At 46.6% G+C, this 18,349-nt stretch carries 23 protein-coding genes; 17 read left to right on the top strand and 6 right to left on the bottom strand.

The features are described 5' to 3' along the window. Positions 1 to 30: 30 nt before the first annotated feature. Complete coding sequence (locus BLP80_RS08150) at positions 31 to 1,092, bottom strand: rod shape-determining protein (RefSeq protein WP_090542138.1); 1,062 nt, start codon at positions 1,090 to 1,092, stop codon at positions 31 to 33. Positions 1,093 to 1,232: 140 nt separating this feature from the next. Here BLP80_RS08150 and gatC point away from each other — a divergent pair, with 140 nt between their 5' ends. From gatC to gatB, 3 genes are read left to right on the top strand one after another with little or no spacing between them, the layout of a single operon-like run. Next, positions 1,233 to 1,520 carry an Asp-tRNA(Asn)/Glu-tRNA(Gln) amidotransferase subunit GatC gene (gene gatC / locus BLP80_RS08145; protein WP_090542136.1) on the top strand — a complete coding sequence of 96 codons (288 nt, stop codon included), beginning with the start codon at positions 1,233 to 1,235 and terminating at the stop codon, positions 1,518 to 1,520. A 60-nt stretch (positions 1,521 to 1,580) separates the two neighbouring features. Further along, positions 1,581 to 3,044: an Asp-tRNA(Asn)/Glu-tRNA(Gln) amidotransferase subunit GatA gene (gatA, locus tag BLP80_RS08140; protein ID WP_090542134.1), complete on the top strand. Its 1,464-nt coding sequence runs from the start codon at positions 1,581 to 1,583 to the stop codon at positions 3,042 to 3,044. Positions 3,045 to 3,100: 56 nt separating this feature from the next. Further along, positions 3,101 to 4,540 (top strand): Asp-tRNA(Asn)/Glu-tRNA(Gln) amidotransferase subunit GatB, encoded by a 1,440-nt coding sequence (gene gatB / locus BLP80_RS08135; protein ID WP_090542132.1) that lies wholly within the window; start codon positions 3,101 to 3,103, stop codon positions 4,538 to 4,540. 174 nt (positions 4,541 to 4,714) lie between these two features. Here gatB and BLP80_RS08130 read toward each other — a convergent pair whose 3' ends face one another. Beyond that, a complete protein-coding gene (locus tag BLP80_RS08130) occupies positions 4,715 to 5,413 on the bottom strand; it encodes an SDR family oxidoreductase (protein ID WP_090542130.1) in 699 nt (232 codons plus the stop codon). Positions 5,414 to 5,539: 126 nt separating this feature from the next. Between BLP80_RS08130 and BLP80_RS08125 the strand changes: the two genes are divergently transcribed. The 6 genes from BLP80_RS08125 (at position 5,540) to BLP80_RS08100 (ending at position 10,688) form a co-directional block, all read left to right on the top strand. Then, complete coding sequence (locus tag BLP80_RS08125) at positions 5,540 to 6,415, top strand: Tim44 domain-containing protein (RefSeq protein WP_090542128.1); 876 nt, start codon at positions 5,540 to 5,542, stop codon at positions 6,413 to 6,415. Between the two features lie 130 nt (positions 6,416 to 6,545). Further along, positions 6,546 to 7,283, top strand: a complete 738-nt coding sequence (locus BLP80_RS08120) for a metallophosphoesterase family protein (protein ID WP_090542126.1) — start codon at positions 6,546 to 6,548, stop codon at positions 7,281 to 7,283. 118 nt (positions 7,284 to 7,401) lie between these two features. Then, the gene (locus tag BLP80_RS08115; RefSeq protein ID WP_090542125.1) at positions 7,402 to 7,944 is read left to right on the top strand and encodes a chorismate--pyruvate lyase family protein; all 543 of its coding nucleotides are present in this window, start codon (positions 7,402 to 7,404) and stop codon (positions 7,942 to 7,944) included. Next, positions 7,941 to 8,813, top strand: coding sequence for a 4-hydroxybenzoate octaprenyltransferase (gene ubiA, locus BLP80_RS08110; protein ID WP_090542123.1), 873 nt, complete (start codon positions 7,941 to 7,943; stop codon positions 8,811 to 8,813). The genes BLP80_RS08115 and ubiA overlap by 4 nt, the downstream gene beginning before the upstream one ends. Positions 8,814 to 8,826: 13 nt before the next feature. Beyond that, complete coding sequence (ubiD, locus tag BLP80_RS08105; RefSeq protein WP_090542121.1) at positions 8,827 to 10,290, top strand: 4-hydroxy-3-polyprenylbenzoate decarboxylase; 1,464 nt, start codon at positions 8,827 to 8,829, stop codon at positions 10,288 to 10,290. Positions 10,291 to 10,313: 23 nt separating this feature from the next. After that, the gene (locus BLP80_RS08100; RefSeq protein WP_256325011.1) at positions 10,314 to 10,688 is read left to right on the top strand and encodes a thiol-disulfide oxidoreductase DCC family protein; all 375 of its coding nucleotides are present in this window, start codon (positions 10,314 to 10,316) and stop codon (positions 10,686 to 10,688) included. 180 nt (positions 10,689 to 10,868) lie between these two features. Here BLP80_RS08100 and BLP80_RS08095 read toward each other — a convergent pair whose 3' ends face one another. Further along, positions 10,869 to 12,047, bottom strand: coding sequence for an NAD(P)/FAD-dependent oxidoreductase (locus BLP80_RS08095; protein WP_090542120.1), 1,179 nt, complete (start codon positions 12,045 to 12,047; stop codon positions 10,869 to 10,871). Between the two features lie 378 nt (positions 12,048 to 12,425). Between BLP80_RS08095 and BLP80_RS08090 the strand changes: the two genes are divergently transcribed. Further along, on the top strand, positions 12,426 to 13,157 hold the full coding sequence (locus tag BLP80_RS08090; RefSeq protein ID WP_090542118.1) for a pseudouridine synthase: 732 nt from the start codon (positions 12,426 to 12,428) through the stop codon (positions 13,155 to 13,157). A gap of 35 nt (positions 13,158 to 13,192) precedes the next feature. Here the strand turns inward: BLP80_RS08090 and BLP80_RS08085 are convergent, their stop codons facing one another. Next, the gene (locus BLP80_RS08085; protein ID WP_090542116.1) at positions 13,193 to 13,906 is read right to left on the bottom strand and encodes a dienelactone hydrolase family protein; all 714 of its coding nucleotides are present in this window, start codon (positions 13,904 to 13,906) and stop codon (positions 13,193 to 13,195) included. 193 nt (positions 13,907 to 14,099) lie between these two features. Beyond that, positions 14,100 to 14,696: a histidine phosphatase family protein gene (locus tag BLP80_RS08080; RefSeq protein ID WP_090542114.1), complete on the bottom strand. Its 597-nt coding sequence runs from the start codon at positions 14,694 to 14,696 to the stop codon at positions 14,100 to 14,102. Between the two features lie 247 nt (positions 14,697 to 14,943). Between BLP80_RS08080 and BLP80_RS08075 the strand changes: the two genes are divergently transcribed. After that, positions 14,944 to 15,363 carry a secondary thiamine-phosphate synthase enzyme YjbQ gene (locus BLP80_RS08075; protein ID WP_090542112.1) on the top strand — a complete coding sequence of 140 codons (420 nt, stop codon included), beginning with the start codon at positions 14,944 to 14,946 and terminating at the stop codon, positions 15,361 to 15,363. 116 nt (positions 15,364 to 15,479) lie between these two features. On the opposite strand, the gene BLP80_RS08070 is transcribed toward BLP80_RS08075, so the two are convergent. Next, positions 15,480 to 15,875, bottom strand: a complete 396-nt coding sequence (locus tag BLP80_RS08070; protein WP_090542110.1) for a diacylglycerol kinase family protein — start codon at positions 15,873 to 15,875, stop codon at positions 15,480 to 15,482. Between the two features lie 229 nt (positions 15,876 to 16,104). Here BLP80_RS08070 and BLP80_RS08065 point away from each other — a divergent pair, with 229 nt between their 5' ends. From BLP80_RS08065 to BLP80_RS08045, 6 genes are all read left to right on the top strand, one after another. Next, positions 16,105 to 16,302, top strand: coding sequence for a hypothetical protein (locus BLP80_RS08065; RefSeq protein WP_090542108.1), 198 nt, complete (start codon positions 16,105 to 16,107; stop codon positions 16,300 to 16,302). A 15-nt stretch (positions 16,303 to 16,317) separates the two neighbouring features. Further along, complete coding sequence (locus tag BLP80_RS08060; protein WP_090542106.1) at positions 16,318 to 16,542, top strand: hypothetical protein; 225 nt, start codon at positions 16,318 to 16,320, stop codon at positions 16,540 to 16,542. A gap of 74 nt (positions 16,543 to 16,616) precedes the next feature. After that, complete coding sequence (locus BLP80_RS08055; RefSeq protein WP_176754316.1) at positions 16,617 to 16,859, top strand: S8 family serine peptidase; 243 nt, start codon at positions 16,617 to 16,619, stop codon at positions 16,857 to 16,859. Continuing rightward, complete coding sequence (locus tag BLP80_RS15160; protein ID WP_176754315.1) at positions 16,828 to 17,319, top strand: S8 family serine peptidase; 492 nt, start codon at positions 16,828 to 16,830, stop codon at positions 17,317 to 17,319. Before BLP80_RS08055 ends, BLP80_RS15160 begins: the two co-directional genes overlap by 32 nt. Further along, the gene (locus tag BLP80_RS08050; RefSeq protein WP_256325013.1) at positions 17,205 to 17,813 is read left to right on the top strand and encodes a S8 family serine peptidase; all 609 of its coding nucleotides are present in this window, start codon (positions 17,205 to 17,207) and stop codon (positions 17,811 to 17,813) included. Before BLP80_RS15160 ends, BLP80_RS08050 begins: the two co-directional genes overlap by 115 nt. 78 nt (positions 17,814 to 17,891) lie before the next feature. Then, positions 17,892 to 18,272: a PKD domain-containing protein gene (locus BLP80_RS08045; RefSeq protein WP_143002256.1), complete on the top strand. Its 381-nt coding sequence runs from the start codon at positions 17,892 to 17,894 to the stop codon at positions 18,270 to 18,272. Positions 18,273 to 18,349 lie beyond the last annotated feature (77 nt).

Raw genomic sequence — 18,349 nt, 5'->3', positions numbered from 1 at the left:
AATAACCCATGGTAACTGATTGAAATCAGATCAAAATTCGTGAGCAAAAATCCCGATGGATCGATCAATATTTTCAAGCGCGATGCCAGCACCCCGTACTACGCAAGTGAGCGGATCGTCTGCAATAATGACCGATAAGCCTGTTTCTTCCATTAATAGACGATCAATATCACGCAGTAATGCGCCGCCCCCTGTCATGACCATCCCCATTGCAGCAATGTCCGATCCAAGCTCCGGAGGGGTATGTTCCAGGGCGGTTTTAACCCCGCTGACAATATTGTTCAATGGCTCGGACAATGCTTCCAGAATTTCATTACTGGAAATTGTGAAACTGCGCGGAATGCCTTCTGCCAGATTACGCCCTATGATCTCGATTTCACGTACTTCCGTTCCTGGGTAAGCCGAGCCTATTTGTGTCTTGATGATCTCAGCAGTGGCTTCCCCGATCATCATGCCGTAATTGCGACGAATATAATTGATAATCGCTTCATCAAATTTGTCCCCTCCCACCCGTACAGAATTTGAATAAACAACGCCTCCCAGAGAAATCACCGCAACTTCAGTCGTGCCGCCTCCGATGTCAACCACCATGGATCCCGTGGGCGTCTCAACCGGTAAATCGGCCCCAATGGCAGCGGCCATCGGCTCTTCTATGAGTTCTACTTTACGTGCGCCTGCTCCAAAGGCGGCTTCGCGAATCGCACGTCGTTCTACTTGAGTTGAGCCACAAGGAACAGAAATCACAATGCGTGGATTAGCAGAAAACAGACGCGGAGGATTTACTTTTCTAATGAACTGTTTCAGCATCTGCTCAGTTACGGTGAAATCGGCAATTACGCCGTCCTTCATAGGGCGAATGGCAGTAATGTTGCCAGGTGTGCGTCCCAGCATTTGCTTTGCTGCAAGCCCAACTTGCTGGATAACTTTCTTGCCGCTGGATCCGCCTTCTTGCCTAATTGCAACGACTGATGGTTCGTTCAATACGATACCATGACCACGAACATGAATCAGTGTATTGGCTGTGCCTAAATCAACTGCCATATCCGTTGAGAAATAATTTCCTAAAAAGTTATTGTTCAGGAGGTTAAACATGATGGCGAAATTCCATTAATGATGACAGATTCAGTAAAAAAAGAAGTGATTGAAGTACTGTGGATGTGCAAAAAGTATGCGCTCATCAGACATGTCATGATACTCTATTACGTATTTAAATATAAAGCTCTTGACAGTAAATGACTCTATCATTAGATGATGTAAAACGTGTAGCCAATCTCGCTCGTATTGAAATTAGTGAGGATGAAGCACAACAAGCACTTATGCAATTATCTGGTATTTTTGATTTAATCGAACAGATGCAGACTGTGGATACAGCCGATATTGAGCCAATGAGTCATGCGCAAGATATGATACAACGGTTGCGTGAAGATGTCGTTACTGAATCTGACCAACATATGCTATTTCAATCTATCGCGCCACAGGTGGAAGCAGGACTTTATTTAGTTCCTAAAGTGATTGAGTAGAGCTTAAGCGCATTGCCCCTTTCCAGTTTATTTTTTGTAATTCACCATTTTTGAATCCTCATGTTGAACGCTAGCCTCAAGCAGCTCGCTGCACAACTTGCAGAAAGAAAAATTTCCAGCTTAGAACTGACTAAAGCGTTTCTTAAACGCATTAAGGCGCTTAATCAAGATTTGAATGCTTTTATTACCCTCAATGAAGAGATGAGTCTTGCTCAGGCACAAATTGCTGACAAAATGATTGCATCAGGACAAGCTTATCCTCTCACGGGAATACCTGTTGCACAAAAAGATATTTTCTGTGCCAAGGGGTGGTTGACGACGTGCGGGTCCAAAATGCTTTCGAATTTTATCTCTCCCTATGATGCGACTGTAATTGAGCGCTTCAATCAAGTAGGTGCCGTTAATATCGGCAAAACCAACATGGATGAATTCGCTATGGGATCCAGTAACGAAACTTCATACTATGGGTCCGTCAAAAATCCTTGGGATATTGCAGCCGTCCCCGGGGGTAGTTCTGGAGGCTCTGCATGCGCAGTGGCTGCGCGTATGGCACCTGCTGCGACGGCTACGGATACGGGTGGTTCCATACGCCAGCCGGCAGCACTGTGCGGTATTTCTGGTATCAAACCTACATATGGATTGGTTTCTCGCTATGGCATGATTGCGTTTGCTTCCAGTTTGGATCAAGCAGGGCCAATGGCCAAATCAGCCGAGGATCTGGCGTTTTTATTGAATGTCATGGCAGGGTTTGATGCGCGTGATTCGACCAGTTTGCAGCGGGAACCCGAAGATTATGCTTGTGATCTGGAAAAACCACTTGGGCAGCTACGTATCGGACTACCTAAGGAATACTTTGCTAAAGGTATGAGCAATGATGTAGCAAGTGCGGTAGAAGCTGCTATTGCAGAGTATCGCAAACTGGGCGCAACGATTGTTGAGATTTCTTTGCCAAATACTGGGCTTGCTATTCCGGTTTATTATGTTTTGGCTCCGGCAGAAGCATCCAGTAATCTATCTCGTTTTGATGGGGTACGCTATGGCTATCGTGCTGCACAATATACTGACCTTGAAGATATGTATAAAAAAACACGAACCCAAGGCTTTGGCGCGGAAGTCAAACGTCGTATCCTGATTGGTACGTACGTGCTATCCCATGGTTATTACGATGCTTATTATCTTCAAGCGCAGAAACTGCGCCGTTTGATCGCAAGTGATTTTACTGAAGCATTTAAGCAATGTGATGTCATCATGGGACCGACCTCACCCGCAGTTGCATTCAATTTTGGTGAAAAGAGCAACGATCCCATTCAGATGTATTTATCGGATATTTATACCAGCGCAGCAAATTTAGCTGGATTGCCAGGTATGTCGATTCCGGTGGGATTTGGTGACAAGAACAGGCCGGTGGGATTGCATATCATCGGTAATTACTTCAGAGAAGCTCAGATGTTAAATATCGCACATCAATATCAGCAAGTGACAGACTGGCATCTGCGCGCACCTGCGCGCTTGCCTGAAGCATAGCAAGTAATTATTCATAATTTATCAGCTACTTCAGAAGTAAAAGGGGTTTTTTGAACATGCAATGGGAAATTGTTATCGGTCTTGAGGTACATACTCAACTCTCGACACAATCGAAGATATTCTCAGGTGCCTCTACAGCCTATGGAGCGCAACCCAATACCCAGGCGTGCGCAGTCGATATTGCGTTGCCGGGGGTGCTGCCAGTATTAAACTATGGGGCAGTTGAACGTGCGATCAAATTTGGCCTGGCAGTTGGAGCAAAAATTAACTCTCCTTCAATATTTGCACGGAAAAATTACTTTTACCCTGATTTACCAAAAGGTTATCAAATTAGCCAGTTTGAGCTGCCAGTTGTAGAGGGAGGGAGTATCAAGATCCAGGTGGGTGAGACCGAAAAAATAGTCCGGCTAACACGCGCGCACCTGGAAGAAGATGCAGGCAAGTCATTGCATGAAGATTTTCATGGCATGAGTGGTATTGATCTAAATCGTGCCGGTACACCCTTGCTGGAAATTGTTTCCGAGCCGGATATGCGCAGTAGCGCAGAAGCGGTTGCTTACGCTAAGGCGCTGCATACGCTGGTTCGCTGGATCGGGATTTGTGATGGTAATATGCAGGAGGGATCATTCCGCTGTGACGCCAATGTCTCTGTCCGGCCGCGTGGAGCAGAAAGGTTGGGTACACGCTGTGAGATTAAGAATCTTAACTCGTTCCGCTTCCTTGAAAAAGCAATCGATTTTGAAGCTAGGCGACAGATTGAGATCCTGGAAGACGGGGGGAGTATTACCCAAGAAACGCGACTATATGATGCTAACCGGGATGAAACGCGTACCATGCGCAGCAAGGAAGATGCGCATGATTATCGCTATTTTCCAGATCCTGATTTACTGCCTTTGGAGATATCGAAAGAGTGGATTGAACGGGTCGAAGTAATGCTGCCAGAGTTACCAGAAGCAAGACACAATCGTTATGTAGAAGATTTTGGGCTGTCAAGTTATGATGCAAGTGTACTGATTGCAACTAGGGAAATGGCCGATTATTTCGAAAATACGGTTAAGCAGCTCCCGGCACAGGTTAAGCTCTGTGCTAACTGGGTTATGGGAGAAGTTAGTGGCCGGCTCAACAAAGAAGGTATCGAGATCGCACAATGCCCGGTAAGTCCAGCGCAGTTGGCAGAATTACTTACGCGTATCAGCGATGGTACCATCTCAGGAAAAAGCGCCAAGGATGTCTTTGATAGTATGTGGCAGGGTGAGCATGACGGAAGCGCCGATGCTATTATTGCTGCAAAAGGACTCAAGCAGATCTCGGATGATAGCGAAATCGAAAAACTCATTGACGAGGTGCTTGCTGCTCATTCCCAGCAGGTTACAGATTATCGCAGTGGAAAAGAAAAAGCCTTCAATTCGCTTGTTGGACAAATCATGAAAGCATCCAGAGGTAAGGCGAATCCGGGACAGGTCAATACGATCCTCAAGAAAAAGCTGCTGGAGTAAAATTCACCACAAAGTCTGATCTGTGAAAATTCACTAATATCCTGCCACAGATTCATTTTCTTCCTGAATTCAGGAAAATAAGCATTTCGCAGTGGTTTCCCCTACCACTCAGAAAAATCGCTATCGTCAGATTATTTGCAATGAATCAGCATGTAGATCGGACAGCAAAAGCGCTTACCAGGGGATGAGTTGCCCGTCGTAGGCGAAAAATTTTCCTGTATCTGCCAATGCTACGCCACTCAATATACGTCGCATGCCTGTAACGCTTTGTTCCGTCGAAATGAGCGCATCTCGTCCGCCCATATCGGTTTTCACCCAGCCAGGGTGTAGCAATACTGAAGTGATGCCACGAGGTTTCAGATCAATGGCAAGACTCCTGGCAACCATGTTGACTGCCGCTTTGCTTGATCGGTAGATATAGCTTCCACCTCGTTGATTATCAGCAATGCTCCCCATTTTGCTGGTAATTGTAGCTATCGTTTTTAAGTTGCTGCTGCTGATTTGAGTGATAAAAGCTTCTGCCATCTTGAGCGGGGCCATCGTATTGATTTGCATGGCCTGAATCCATGCAGCATAGTCGATACTGCCAAAACCTCCATCATCAGAAGGCGGATAAATACCGGCATTGTTGATCAGCAGATCAATGGTTTCACTGGTCAATGACCTGGCTAATTGGTCAATTTGTTGATGATCTGCCACATCGAGTGCATAAATTCTGATGTGATCGGGGTATTGAGCCGTGAGCCGACTGAGATCTTCCGCTTTTTCAGGCTGACGGCAACAGGCTATCACATACCAACCATCTTGAGCATATTGACGGACAAACTCCAATCCAATGCCACGATTTGTACCGGTAATTAAGGTAGTTGCCATAGTGTGATTACTCCATAATCTTATGAATGAATATAAACTTGGATTGTTTAGTGGAATTCCAAGTCACCACTACAATCAAATGATAATGTTATACTGATCTTTTCAACAGTGCTTTTGGAGATAAATATGAAGAAAATACTGACGCTTCTGACATTAGCCATGTTTACTTTTGCCTTGCTGCCATTTGACGCGGAAGCAAGACGGATGGGTGGTGGTAAAAGCATCGGAACACAGCGTGAATCCATCAATCAACAGGCTACTCCAAAACCAGCGCAGTCTCAAGCAGCAGCGCCTGCAGCCGCTGCTGCGGGTGGCGCAAGCAAATGGGGTGGCGCATTAGCCGGTTTGGCTGCGGGTGGTTTGCTGGCAGCGCTGTTCATGGGGGGGGCGTTTGAAAATATCAATATGGCGGATATTCTGGTACTGATCGCCCTAGCAGCCGTGATATTCTTTATTGTACGTATGATGCGTAAACCCCGAACAGGCCAGGAGTCTCGTCCAATGCAGTTTTCGAGTGCCGGTGCAGATCGTGCTAGCAGTATTCTCACTCCGAACTCAATAACACCATCAGCGGTGGGAGAAATGGGTTCAGCGGCTACGGGTAGTAGCGGTACCACAAATAGTATTCCTGCAGATTTTGAAGTAGAGCCATTCTTGCGTAATGCCAAACTCTCGTTCATCCGCTTGCAGACTGCTCATGGTGCATGTGATTTGGATGATATTCGCGAATATACGACACCCGAAATGTTTGCTGAGCTCAGCAAACAAATTAACGAGAGTGGTGATAAGCCTCAGAAAACTGAGGTAACCTATATTGATGCCAATTTATTGGATGTCACGGTCACTGATGATTTGGCCATTGCCAGCGTGCGTTTTAATGGACAATTGCGTGAATCACCTGATGCGCTGCCAGAGCCATTTGATGAGATTTGGCATGTACAAAAAGATCTCAAGGATCGTAATGCAGCCTGGTTACTGGCAGGAATTCAGCAGCCTTCCTAAGGCGGGTGATGGTTGGTTATTCCTGACATTTATCATGTCAGACCCCGTCTGTCTCATCATGGAGTCCGGCGGGGTTACTCCATTATCTTATCGTAAGTAAGAGAGCTTACGCTTTCTAAGCGGGGTTCATATGAGAATTGCTGTTGTTTCAGATATCCACGGTAATTTACCTGCTCTAGAAGCGGTTGTTGCACATTTCAAACACCACGGTGTTGATACTGTGATCAATCTTGGTGATAACTTGTCCGGTCCGCTGCTTCCATTGGAAACAGCGCAATACTTGATGGCGCAAGATTGGGTACATCTCGCGGGTAATCATGATCGCCAACTTCTTGCACATGGGACGGAACAGTGCACTGATATAGATGAATTAGCCTACTCTCAATTAACACCGAAGGAACTGGCATGGCTCAAGACTCTCTTCCCTAAAGGAAATTTGGGTACTGATATCCTGTTTTGTCATGGTACACCAGCAAGTGATTCAGAGTATTTTTTGGAAACTGTCGACGTTCATGGGGCACGTATGGCAACGCGTAAAGAGGTTGATGCACGCCTTGGTACAACTCAAGCGAAGCTAGTGCTGTGCGGCCATACTCACAAACCGCGCGCGATTCGTTCCTCATCTGGCCAACTTATCGTTAATCCAGGTAGTGTTGGACTACCTGCCTATGATGATGCAACGCCTTATCGTCATGTTATTGAAAATGGTACACCAGATGCCCATTACGCCATTCTGGAGTTATTGAACGATCATTGGATCGCTTCTCTCGTTTCTGTGCCTTATCACTATCAATCTATGGTCAAATTGGCGAATTCGCACAAATACCCTGACTGGGCACAGGCACTTGCAACTGGTTATATGTCATAAATGGTACTCAATTGAGGACTCTGGATTAAATTTCTGATCAACGCTATCCTTTTTAACAAAGCAGACGTCATTTACGCTGTGTCTGTTTTATAATCTCAGCTTTTGTCATTTTGCTTCAATGAGTGCTGACCAGCCACTGGCGTGGTATCCTGTTCCTGTCACTGCGTCGATTAACATTCGCTGGTGGTTATTGCATCGAGATTCGCTAACACGCTTGATACAACAACGCTGTAGCAAATTTTCTGTTGATCCGCTCTTTCAATCGCTTGCACCCGCATGTACTGACGAATTGGTTATGATGAATTTGCGCCGAGGTGAATTGGCCTTAGTGCGCGAAGTGTATCTTTACTGCGGTGATATCCCGGTAGTATTCGCGCATTCAGTTGTGGCACGAAAACACCTGCAGAGTGCGTGGCGGGGATTGAGTCGTCTGGGCAATCGATCATTAGGCACCATGTTATTTACCAATCCGATGATTAAACGTGCTGAATTTGGCTACAAACAACTGAATATCCATCACCCACTATTTAAACGAGCCTGCCAAAGATTGCAAACACCTCCAACTAGCTTATGGGCGCGGCGGTCACTATTTACATTACAGGGGCAACCTATTTTGGTGACTGAAGTCTTTTTGCCAGCCATTCTGAGGTTAAAAATATGATGAATAATGAGCGGCTTGCCGCCTATGCAAAACTGATAAGACTGGATAAGCCTATCGGTATTTTGTTGCTGTTATGGCCCACCTTGTGGGGATTATGGCTAGCAGCCGATGGTCTACCTGATTTCATGATTCTGGCCATTTTTATCATGGGTACTATATTGATGCGCTCTGCAGGGTGTGCGATCAATGACTTTGCTGATCGCCGTATCGATCCGTATGTTGAACGCACCAAAAACCGCCCCCTGGCAGCCGGCATAGTCAGTCCCAAAGAAGCAGTGCTGTTGGCGGCTGGATTGAGTTTCTGCGCGTTTTTGCTGGTATTGCCATTGAACCAGTTGACGCTATTACTTTCTGTGTGTGCTCTTTTTCTGGCGGGAACCTATCCATTCACCAAGCGCTTTTTTGTTATGCCGCAAGCGTATCTTGGCATTGCTTTCAGTTTTGGCATTCCCATGGCGTTTGCTGCACAAACCGGTGAATTGCCTGCCATCATCTGGCTGTTGTTAATTGCAAACTTATGCTGGGTCATCGCCTATGATACGGAATATGCCATGGTTGATCGGGTAGATGATCTCAAAATCGGTATCAAGACATCCGCAATCACGCTTGGGCATTTTGACGTAATCGGTATCATGCTGTGTCATGCCGTTTTTTTAGGCGTGATGGTCTACGTAGGATGGCTATTACAACGAGGCGCTCCTTATTATCTAGCGCTAGCAATGGTATTGGGCCTGGTAACTTATCAGTATTTTCTGATTCGCGACCGTAACCCTGCCCGCTGCTTCAAGGCTTTTCTGCACAATAACTGGGTCGGCGCTACAGTGTTTGCGGGTATTGCGCTCGATTCCTTCATGACAGCTGGCTTCTAAACCTTCTATATCGATGAAATACAAAGATCTGCGAGATTTCCTCACGCAACTGGAAAACCGGGGTGAATTAAAGCGTGTAACGGTCGAGATTGATCCTTATCTGGAAATGACCGAGATTTGTGATCGATTACTCAAAAAAGCGGGGCCTGCTGTGCTGTTTGAGAGACCCAAAGGGCATGCCATCCCGGTATTGGGTAATCTGTTTGGCACGCCTGAGCGTGTGGCGTTGGGAATGGGACAGGAATCCGTTGCTGCGCTACGAGAAGTGGGCAAACTGCTGGCTTATCTCAAGGAACCTGATCCGCCCAAAGGCCTGAGAGATGCCTGGGAGAAATTGCCGGTGCTGAAGCAGGTACTCAACATGACACCAAAAATCGTTTCCAGTGCCGCGTGCCAGGAAGTTGTGTGGGAAGGGCAGGCAGTTGATCTAACCAAGTTGCCAATCCAGACATGTTGGCCAGGGGATGTCGCTCCTCTGATTACCTGGGGGCTCACGGTCACGCGCGGTCCGCACAAAGCACGGCAAAATCTCGGTATTTACCGGCAACAAGTGATTGCACCGAATAAAGTGATTATGCGTTGGCTCGCGCACCGGGGGGGTGCGCTGGATTATCGCGATTTCTGCATGGTTCATCCAGGCCAGCCTTATCCTATTGCCGTTGCCCTGGGAGCTGATCCGGCAACAATTTTGGGAGCGGTTACACCGGTGCCGGATAGTCTGAGCGAATATCAGTTTGCCGGTTTGTTGCGCGGTGCAAAAACAGAAGTCGTCAAATGTTTAAGCCATGATTTGCAAGTACCGGCCAGCGCGGAAATCGTGCTTGAAGGCTTCATTTACCCCGATGAAACGGCTGTCGAGGGACCTTATGGCGATCATACCGGCTACTATAACGAGCAGGAAACTTTTCCAGTTTTCACCATCGAACGTATCACCATGCGCCGCAATCCGATTTACCATTCCACCTATACCGGCAAACCGCCTGATGAGCCTGCTATTCTGGGAGTAGCTCTGAACGAGGTATTTGTACCCTTGCTACAGAAGCAATTCACCGAGATCGTTGATTTTTATCTGCCACCAGAGGGATGCTCCTACCGTATGGCCGTGGTTAGCATGAAAAAACAATATCCCGGGCATGCCAAACGTGTGATGTTTGGCGTATGGAGTTTCCTGCGCCAATTTATGTACACCAAATTTATCATTGTCACAGACGACGATATCGATATCCGCGACTGGAAAGAAGTCATCTGGGCGATTACGACGCGAGTTGATCCAGCGCGAGATACCTTGATTGTGGAAAACACTCCGATTGATTATCTGGATTTTGCGAGTCCCATCTCAGGTCTGGGTGGGAAAATGGGGCTCGATGCTACCAACAAATGGCCAGGAGAAACAGCGCGTGAATGGGGAAAGCCAATCGAGATGGACGCCGCGGTCAAAGCGCGTATCGATCGACTCTGGGATAAATTTCCTTTCTAAGATAATATTTGGGTAAATTTTCAATGATGAACGGAAAAGATCCAATTAAAGTCTATTACAACTCCGCTTGCCCTATATGCAAGGCTGGTATAGAGCGCCAGAAAGGCAAAATGGAAGGGTGTGCGATTGAGTGGAAAGACGTTCACTTAAACTCCCAATGGGTCTCCGAGATCAACTCGGAGATTGAACCGGTTCGCGAGCGACTACACGTCGTCGATGGGCGTGGCCAAATGCATATTGGTTTTGATGCGTTTCTGGTGATTTGGCAACATTCGCCCTATGAAAAATGGAAGGCAAGGCTGTTCGGTTTACCCACCATCAAACAACTATGCCGGATTGCCTACAATCTATTTGCAGCAGCTTTATATAAGTGGAATAGAGCGAAAAAGCATTGGTAGTTCTATAAGGCGGCAAAGGCAAGATGCAACCCTTTCGCTGAACTTATCGCTATATTCGCAAGTATTTTGTTCGTGCTATTGACACAATACGGCTGATGGATAATTCCGATTAATTGTTTTCTATCGGTAAATACACATCTCAGCTGCTGAGTCATGTAAATACTGGCATAAGTGTAATGACTAATCGATGATCCGGCCTAGTAGTGTTGCACGGGTGTGTTCAGCTTTCTCAGCAATCAGCTGAGTAGCGGCCTCGACCTGATTCCAGGTATTCCATAGGAGGACTCCGCGTACATGCCCATCACGCAAATAATAGATCACTCCTTTGCGGAAGGGCTCCTTCCAGTCCTCGATGATATCGAGACCAGCATCAAGCTCGCCAACTGCTTCGTATCCCAGATCAAATAGATCAGAGTAGAAAAAAGGCTGGTGGTGGTAGGGATTCGACTGACCGGCCATGTTCTTGCCAGCCATTTCTCCCATGATATTTGCGTTATCTTCATGTTCTACACGTATCCGTTTTTCCAGGAGTGGACTGTAGAAATTGGCTACATCGCCTGCAGCATAAATATCGGGATTACTCGTGCGGAGCAACTCATCGACTACTATGCCATTATCGATTCTAAGTCCTGCTTGCTCGGCGAGATCAATGTTGGGCTGGATTCCCAGTCCGGCTACAATTCCGTCAGCGGATATTTCAGTGCCATTTTCTGTAATTACGGTCCATTTTGTGCCTGTTTTCCGAATGGATTTAACCGTGTCAGATACATGAATGGTGATGCCTTTTTCCCGATAATAGTTATTCAAGTATTCTGAGAGTGCCTGTGGATAGACACGAGCGCCAATACTGGCTTCAGGAAAAATCATTGTTACCTGTTTATTGTTCATGGCAAGTGCGGCAGCAATTTCTGAACCTATGAAGCCGCCACCGATGACAACAAAATCTGCACCGTGCTCGCATAATTCGCGTAATTTCCGGTAATCATCCACAGTTCTAAAGTAGATGATATTTTCATCTGAATCGGGCAACCGTCGAACTAACCCGCCAGTAGCAAGTAAAAGTTTTTCATAGGTATATACATTTCCGGCATTATCAGTTGCAGTCTTTTTCGCCGGATCAAGGTTCACTATTTTCTTGCCTAAATGTAAGGCAACATCGAGATTATGCTGGCTACGCCAAATCGACTCAAATTGCGCGTCTTTCCATAAAGACTTGGATAGAGGAGGGCGATCATAGGGTGGGTGTAATTCTTCACAGATCATGGCGATCGTACCATTTGAGTCAATTTGGCGGATGCCGTGAATAGCTGAATCGGCAGCCATTCCACCGCCAACAATGAGGTATTTGTGATGTTTCATGGTAGCTCCTTTATAGATGCACACTAAAAACTTATCACCTGCGCTTGTCAAAGTGCTTTGAAATATATTACTCCGAAAATTTCGCCTGTATTGACTTTTTAATCGGTTTAAATAACTGGATCGCTCATTAGTTGTCCTGTGTTAATGGCAAAAGGCAAGATGCGGCCCCCCCTACGCTTTGCATTTAATTAAATAAAGCAACAACATAGCTTGACGGTATAATTTACTATGGGCATATTATTTTAATAAAGACTGAAATCAGCAAAATAAATATAAGATGAGATACCCATCGCAAGGGTTGCTCAGGGTAACGCTGCGATAATGCACATTAAATAAGATCAATGAGTGATCTTATTTAATCTTTGTCCACTAGGAAACATGGAAAAAGTAAGGCTTTCAAAAATCATGTCTGAACGTGGCCTATGCTCACGCCGTGAAGCGGATACCTTCATCGAACGCGGGTGGGTATACGTGGACGGCGTAAAAATCACCGAGCTTGGCACCAAGATCCACTCCAACCAGAACATCACTCTCAACAAGCAGGCGCAAGCCCAACAAACCCAGCGCGTCACCATCCTGCTGCACAAGCCCATCGGTTATGTTTCCGGTCAGCCGGAGCCCGGCTACCAGGCGGCAGTGACGCTCCTCACAGCGGGCAATCACTATAAGAACGATCCCTCGCCGCAGCAGTTCTCCTCTGCGCAGCTGCGTGGTCTTGCCCCTGCCGGACGTTTGGATATTGATTCTACTGGATTGCTGGTGCTCACGCAGGACGGTCGTATCGCCAAGCAGCTGATCGGCGCCGATTCACAAATTGAAAAGGAATACCTGGTGCGAGTGGAAGGCAAGTTGGACGATAAAAGCCTGCGCTTGCTCAATCATGGTCTCAGTCTTGACGGCGTACTGCTCAAGCCTGCACGCGTGACGTGGCAGAATCAGGATCAGTTGCGCTTTATTTTGAAGGAAGGCAAGAAGCGCCAAATCCGCCGTATGTGCCAACTGGTCGGGCTTAACGTGATGGGCCTCAAGCGTGTGCGTATCGGCAAGGTCAGGCTGGGTGATTTACCGAAGGGACAGTGGCGGTATTTGCGGGAAGACGAGCAGTTTTAGCACCTGGGTTTAGACAGAATTTGTGTTGGCTACTCCTACTGGAATATCTCACCTAAAAAATTGGTAATCGACTGATAAGCCCGTTTTGCTGCTACTTCCTTATAGACTGTACCAAAACTGGGATTGTTCGCCACAGGATTGGTAAAAGCATGCATGGTGCCACCATAGACATGTACCTGCCAGTCTACATTCGCCTCAGTCATTTCTTTTTCAAAAGCGAATACTTGTTCTGGCGGCACCATGGGATCATCATGGCCATGTAGACAGAGGACTTTAGCGGTTATTTTGTCATTGGCTACATTACCTGGTGTAAAAATGCCATGAATGCTGATGACGCCTCGCACATCAGCGCCAGATCGAGCCAGCTCCAGTACACACATACCCCCGAAGCAGTAACCCATGGCAGCGATGCGTGCTGTATCAACTTGTGGCAGCTCACGCACTGCAGGTAATGCAGCGTTAATTCTTTGTCTCAACCGAGTTCGATCACTTGCATAGGGATTCATGAGTGCTGCATTGCCTTCGGTATCCCCATCGCGACCAAAAATACCTTTGCCATACATATCCAGCGCAAAACCCACATAACCCATAGCCGCGACTCTTTCAGCCGCCTTGCAGGCAAATTCGCGCCGACCACTCCAGTCATGCGCAATCAACACGGCCGGTTTGGGGGCGCCTGTTTCGTTATAGGTAAGATAACCTTCCAATTGGGTATCGCCATCCTGATAGTCAATGTATTTTGTGAGCATATTTATTCCTTCCTTTCTAAATTGATGGGGTTTCTTTAATCCATAAATAAAATCACCTAATCCCAAAAAGATCAAGCTATAATCTGACCAGCGATAACTGTAAATAAATGCTTGCTCTTGCTATCAGGCTTGCAATGATTTCAGCTATGTAATCTCAGCGCAATAGTACCGGTGCAAGGAACGTCATTTGTTTTTAGCAGAGCTTCCCATTGAGAAATTCCAGCATTCCACCCATTTCTGTGTGGCGAATACGGGTAATTCCACCATTATTGATTTTAATGCGATAGAAACCAGTCGGTGCTGCATGAATTGTTTTTACGATCAGTGCGCGAATGACACCTGCGTGTGCAACGATAAGACAGTGTTTATTGCGATAACGCTCAACGATTTCGTCATAGGCTAGGTCGACCCGATTGGCAAATTCATCGAGTTTCTCTGCACCTTGAGGCCGGTGGTTTAGCGGATCTCTCAGGAAAGCCTGAAACTCATCCGCTTTACCCATTTTAATTTCAACGTGACTAAGTCCTTCCCACGAACCTAATCCCACTTCTTTGAATCGAGGTTCAACAGCAACATCTATTCCGTGACGTTCCCCCAGCGCGTGTGCGAACGCCAGGCAACGTTGAAGCGGGGAAGTGATGATCTGCTGCCACGCATTATATTCACCCACAGCATCCCACATCTGAGACCAGCCTTTTTCGGTGAGAGGATCGTCGATGTTATGGCCACGATAACGGCGTCCACCAACAGGTTCGCCGTGACGAATCAAATCAATAACAGTTTCTGTCATAAGTAAAATTGGGGTGCAGATAATTTTTGATGTCGTAGTTTATCTGATCGTAGTGAAAAGTGACATGGACCAATAAAACAGAACTGCCTTAGTTATTCAACTAAACTGCAGATTGAGAAACAACTGCAAGAACAGAAGCCGCAAGAAACTTGAGTATCCAGTTAATATGTTATACCGTTGGTTCAGAAAAACCCCGCAGCCTGGAATTGAGAAAACTGCTTAGTTTGAAAAAATAAACTGATATTTCATGTGGATACAAAAACAACTCCATCTTAGACCCCGCACACGCGGATTTCACCTGGCAACGGATGAAATATTGCAGCAGCTGCCGGAATTAACAAGTGTCAGCATAGGCATCATGAATATCTTTATGCACCATACTTCTGCATCGTTAACCCTTAATGAAAATGCAGACCCGACAGTACGCCAGGATTTTGAGGATTACTTCAATCATGCAGTACCTGAGGACGCGCCGTATTACCGACATATGGACGAAGGAAGCGATGATCTTCCTGCGCATTTAAAATCCAGTTTGCTAGGTAGCAGCTTGACCATCCCCATCACTCATGGCCGGTTGAATCTGGGTACATGGCAGGGGATTTATTTGTGCGAGCATCGCAATTATGGAGGAAGCAGGCGCCTGGTTATCACCATCAATGGTGAATAATGCCATCGACCATTCGTATCATATGATGTAAGCGGTAGAAAATATGTACAAGCGGGTGATAAAGCTGTGATTGACATTCTCCCCGGCCTGAAGGCCGAGGTTTGCCGCGCAACGGATCAATTAAGCGCTTGTGATAGGTGTGCTTTGAAATAGGGTAGAAAAATGATGAGTCCGATGATGATGGCGCCAATAGCGCTGATCAGTACGGCGCCTGCGGCCACATCTTTTGATTTTTTAATGAGTGGATGCGGAGTGGGGGAAGCGGCATTGCATAAAAACTCAATGGCAGTGTTTAAAGCTTCTGAAACCAATACTGCCAGGATAGCCAAAATAGCAAGGCACCACTCAACAGAATCAATCTGAAAGAACAGTCCGCAACCGATGACAAGAATGGTCGCAAGCAAGTGAATCCGGGCGTTATGCTGACTCTTTATCAATACTGCAATGCCAGCAAAGGCGTAATTGAAACTTTTGATTCTGGCAGCAAATGAGAAGGTAGATCGCTTATTCAAGTTTTTCCTTATTGATCCGGTTGTTGCGTGGCATTCTAACTTCAGTCAGCATTAGATGCTATCCGCTATTTGTATCAACTCACTTCGTCAGTGTTTTTTAGAAGGCTCGTGCCTGATTCGTACCATAGTCCAATTGTTCATGTTGCATGAGTCGCTAAGATGCAGGCAGAGCACAAACAGATTTTTCTCTCCAGAAATATTACTGCGACCATTTCACACAGGAATCAATATGAACACTTTCTTAACGAGCATGCTCACCGGAATTTTTTCGCTTAGCCTGGTAACTGAGGCGATCTATGCCTCTCCACGCATAGATGATGCACAGGAAACACGCTTCCCTAAAGCTATTGCCGCGAAAGAAGCGGGTATGAAAGAAATGAGTATTATGGCGGATCGAGACAATGACCGGCTGTCGGATGGATTATAGACGCACATTGCAGGTGTGGCGAAGGATGATCTTATCAATGTGATTGCTACCTTTGTCGGGCCGGGAAATAATCAATCCAATGCTGCGGCAGCGCAACAAGCAATTGGGCCTTTCACGTTGCAGCGTGAGTTCACCCTTATCCATGGATTTCAGGCAACCATGACAGCTGGGCAGGTTGAAATGCTTTCCTATATTCCTAATATTTTTCGAGTAGAAGAAGATCCTATCGTTACTACCTAATTATCAGGTGCTGCAAGTGATTTTGGCGCAGCCGCAGCCAGGACTAATTTTGGAGTGAAACCGGTATTTGCATTGTGGATACCGGTATCGATGCGAGTCACGAACAGTTTGCAGGGCGAACGATTCATTTCCTTGATATAGTCAACAGCAAGTCTGCTCCATATGATGATCATGGTCATGGCACGCATGTTTCCGCCATAGCATTGGGTGGTGGCGGCACAGGTGGAAACTCGAAGATTGCGGGTATCGCTCCTGCAGCTTCCATCTACGCGACCAAAGTGCTTGATGCGGCTGGTAGCGGGAGTGGGGAGTGGTAGCCAGATTATTGAAGGTATCCAATACTGCGCTAATCAGACAGATGTGCAGATTATTTCCATGAGTTTAGGTACGACAAGTGCTTCGGACGGACAGGATGCCATGAGCTTGGCAGTAAACTGCGCATCAGATTCGAATTATCGTGCTAGCTGTAACGTTACGCCTATTAATTCTAAAATTGTCGTTGTTGCTGCAGGAAATTCAGGTTCTGCACCGGGCACAATAGGTGCACCTGGTGCGGCAGAGAAGGCAATTACGGTCGACGCTGCTGCTAACTGGTCGGAGGATGGCAAGGGTGAGCTTTCTCCAGCCGTGGACCGACGCTTGAGGGTCGCATCAAACCTGATATTACCGCACCTGGCGTACGTATTCTGTCGGCCAAGGCAAGTGACCCGACCGGTTATATCAGCTATAGCGGTACTTCTATGGCGACACCTTTCACAGCCGGATCGATCGCGCTGATGCTGGAGCAAAATCCTTTGCTCATGAATAATGCCGCTCCTGTCGATGCCGTACGTGACTTGCTGATCTCCTCAGCACAGGATCGTGGTGAGCTATCGAATAATGGACCCATCATGCCTGACAATGAATACGGTGCAGGATTATTGGATGTCAATCGTGCTGTAGCACAAGCAGGAGGTGGCGATACTGCTCCCACTTTATTTCCTCGCTATCATCGATATAAGGAGATGGTAAATAATGGAAGTCAACAATTAATTGGCCCCTTTAGCATAACCACGGAAGATATCGTTGCAGGTATTCCCTTTGCCGCTACCGTTACCATCGAAGGGAATCTGATCTGTGCTTGGGATCAGAATAACCCTCAGATTTGCGACATCCTGGGTGGTTGGGAATGGAACCCTGATCTGGATATGTATCTACTGGATGATAAAGGTAATATCATCAGCGGTGGATCTGGCGATATCACGCGCAGTGAATGTGCCCTATCAGGCTAGTACTGTGGCGTTGGGCGACAGGAAACCATTTATTACCTACCGAAATTGACAGCGGCAGCAGGTAACTATTACATAGGGGTGTCTTCCTATTCTGGCAATGGCAATTTCTTACTGGAAGTTTCAGGGTCCTCTGCCTCATCCTCCAACAAGCTGCCTGTAGCAAGTTTTACTGAAACATGCACCGACCTGAATTGCACTTTCTCTGATACTTCCAAAGATGAAGATGGCACTATTGTTTCCTGGAATTGGACAGAGAATGGTCAACCAATTGGGTCAGGTGAGAAAGTAAGTGTTAACTTCAAAGAGGGCTTACATACCGTCCTTCTGACGGTTACTGACAATGATGGACTTACTGGTTTGCACGAGACCACCGCAACGGTGCTAAAGGGAGGGGACGGTGGGGGAGGGGGGAGTGGTCCTGACTGTTCAGCTAATCCGGCTCATCCAAAATGTAAATAGTTAGGTTTTAGTAAGATAGCTCCCGGCAATGCCGGGGATTGATTGCAATTCTCAGCAGCACTTATTTTATCGACATT

It is taken from the genome of Nitrosomonas sp. Nm132 (assembly GCF_900100485.1).
Taxonomy (GTDB): domain Bacteria; phylum Pseudomonadota; class Gammaproteobacteria; order Burkholderiales; family Nitrosomonadaceae; genus Nitrosomonas.
The sequence above is the reverse complement of the archived record's forward strand: the minus strand, read 5'-3'. Positions and strand labels throughout refer to the sequence as shown.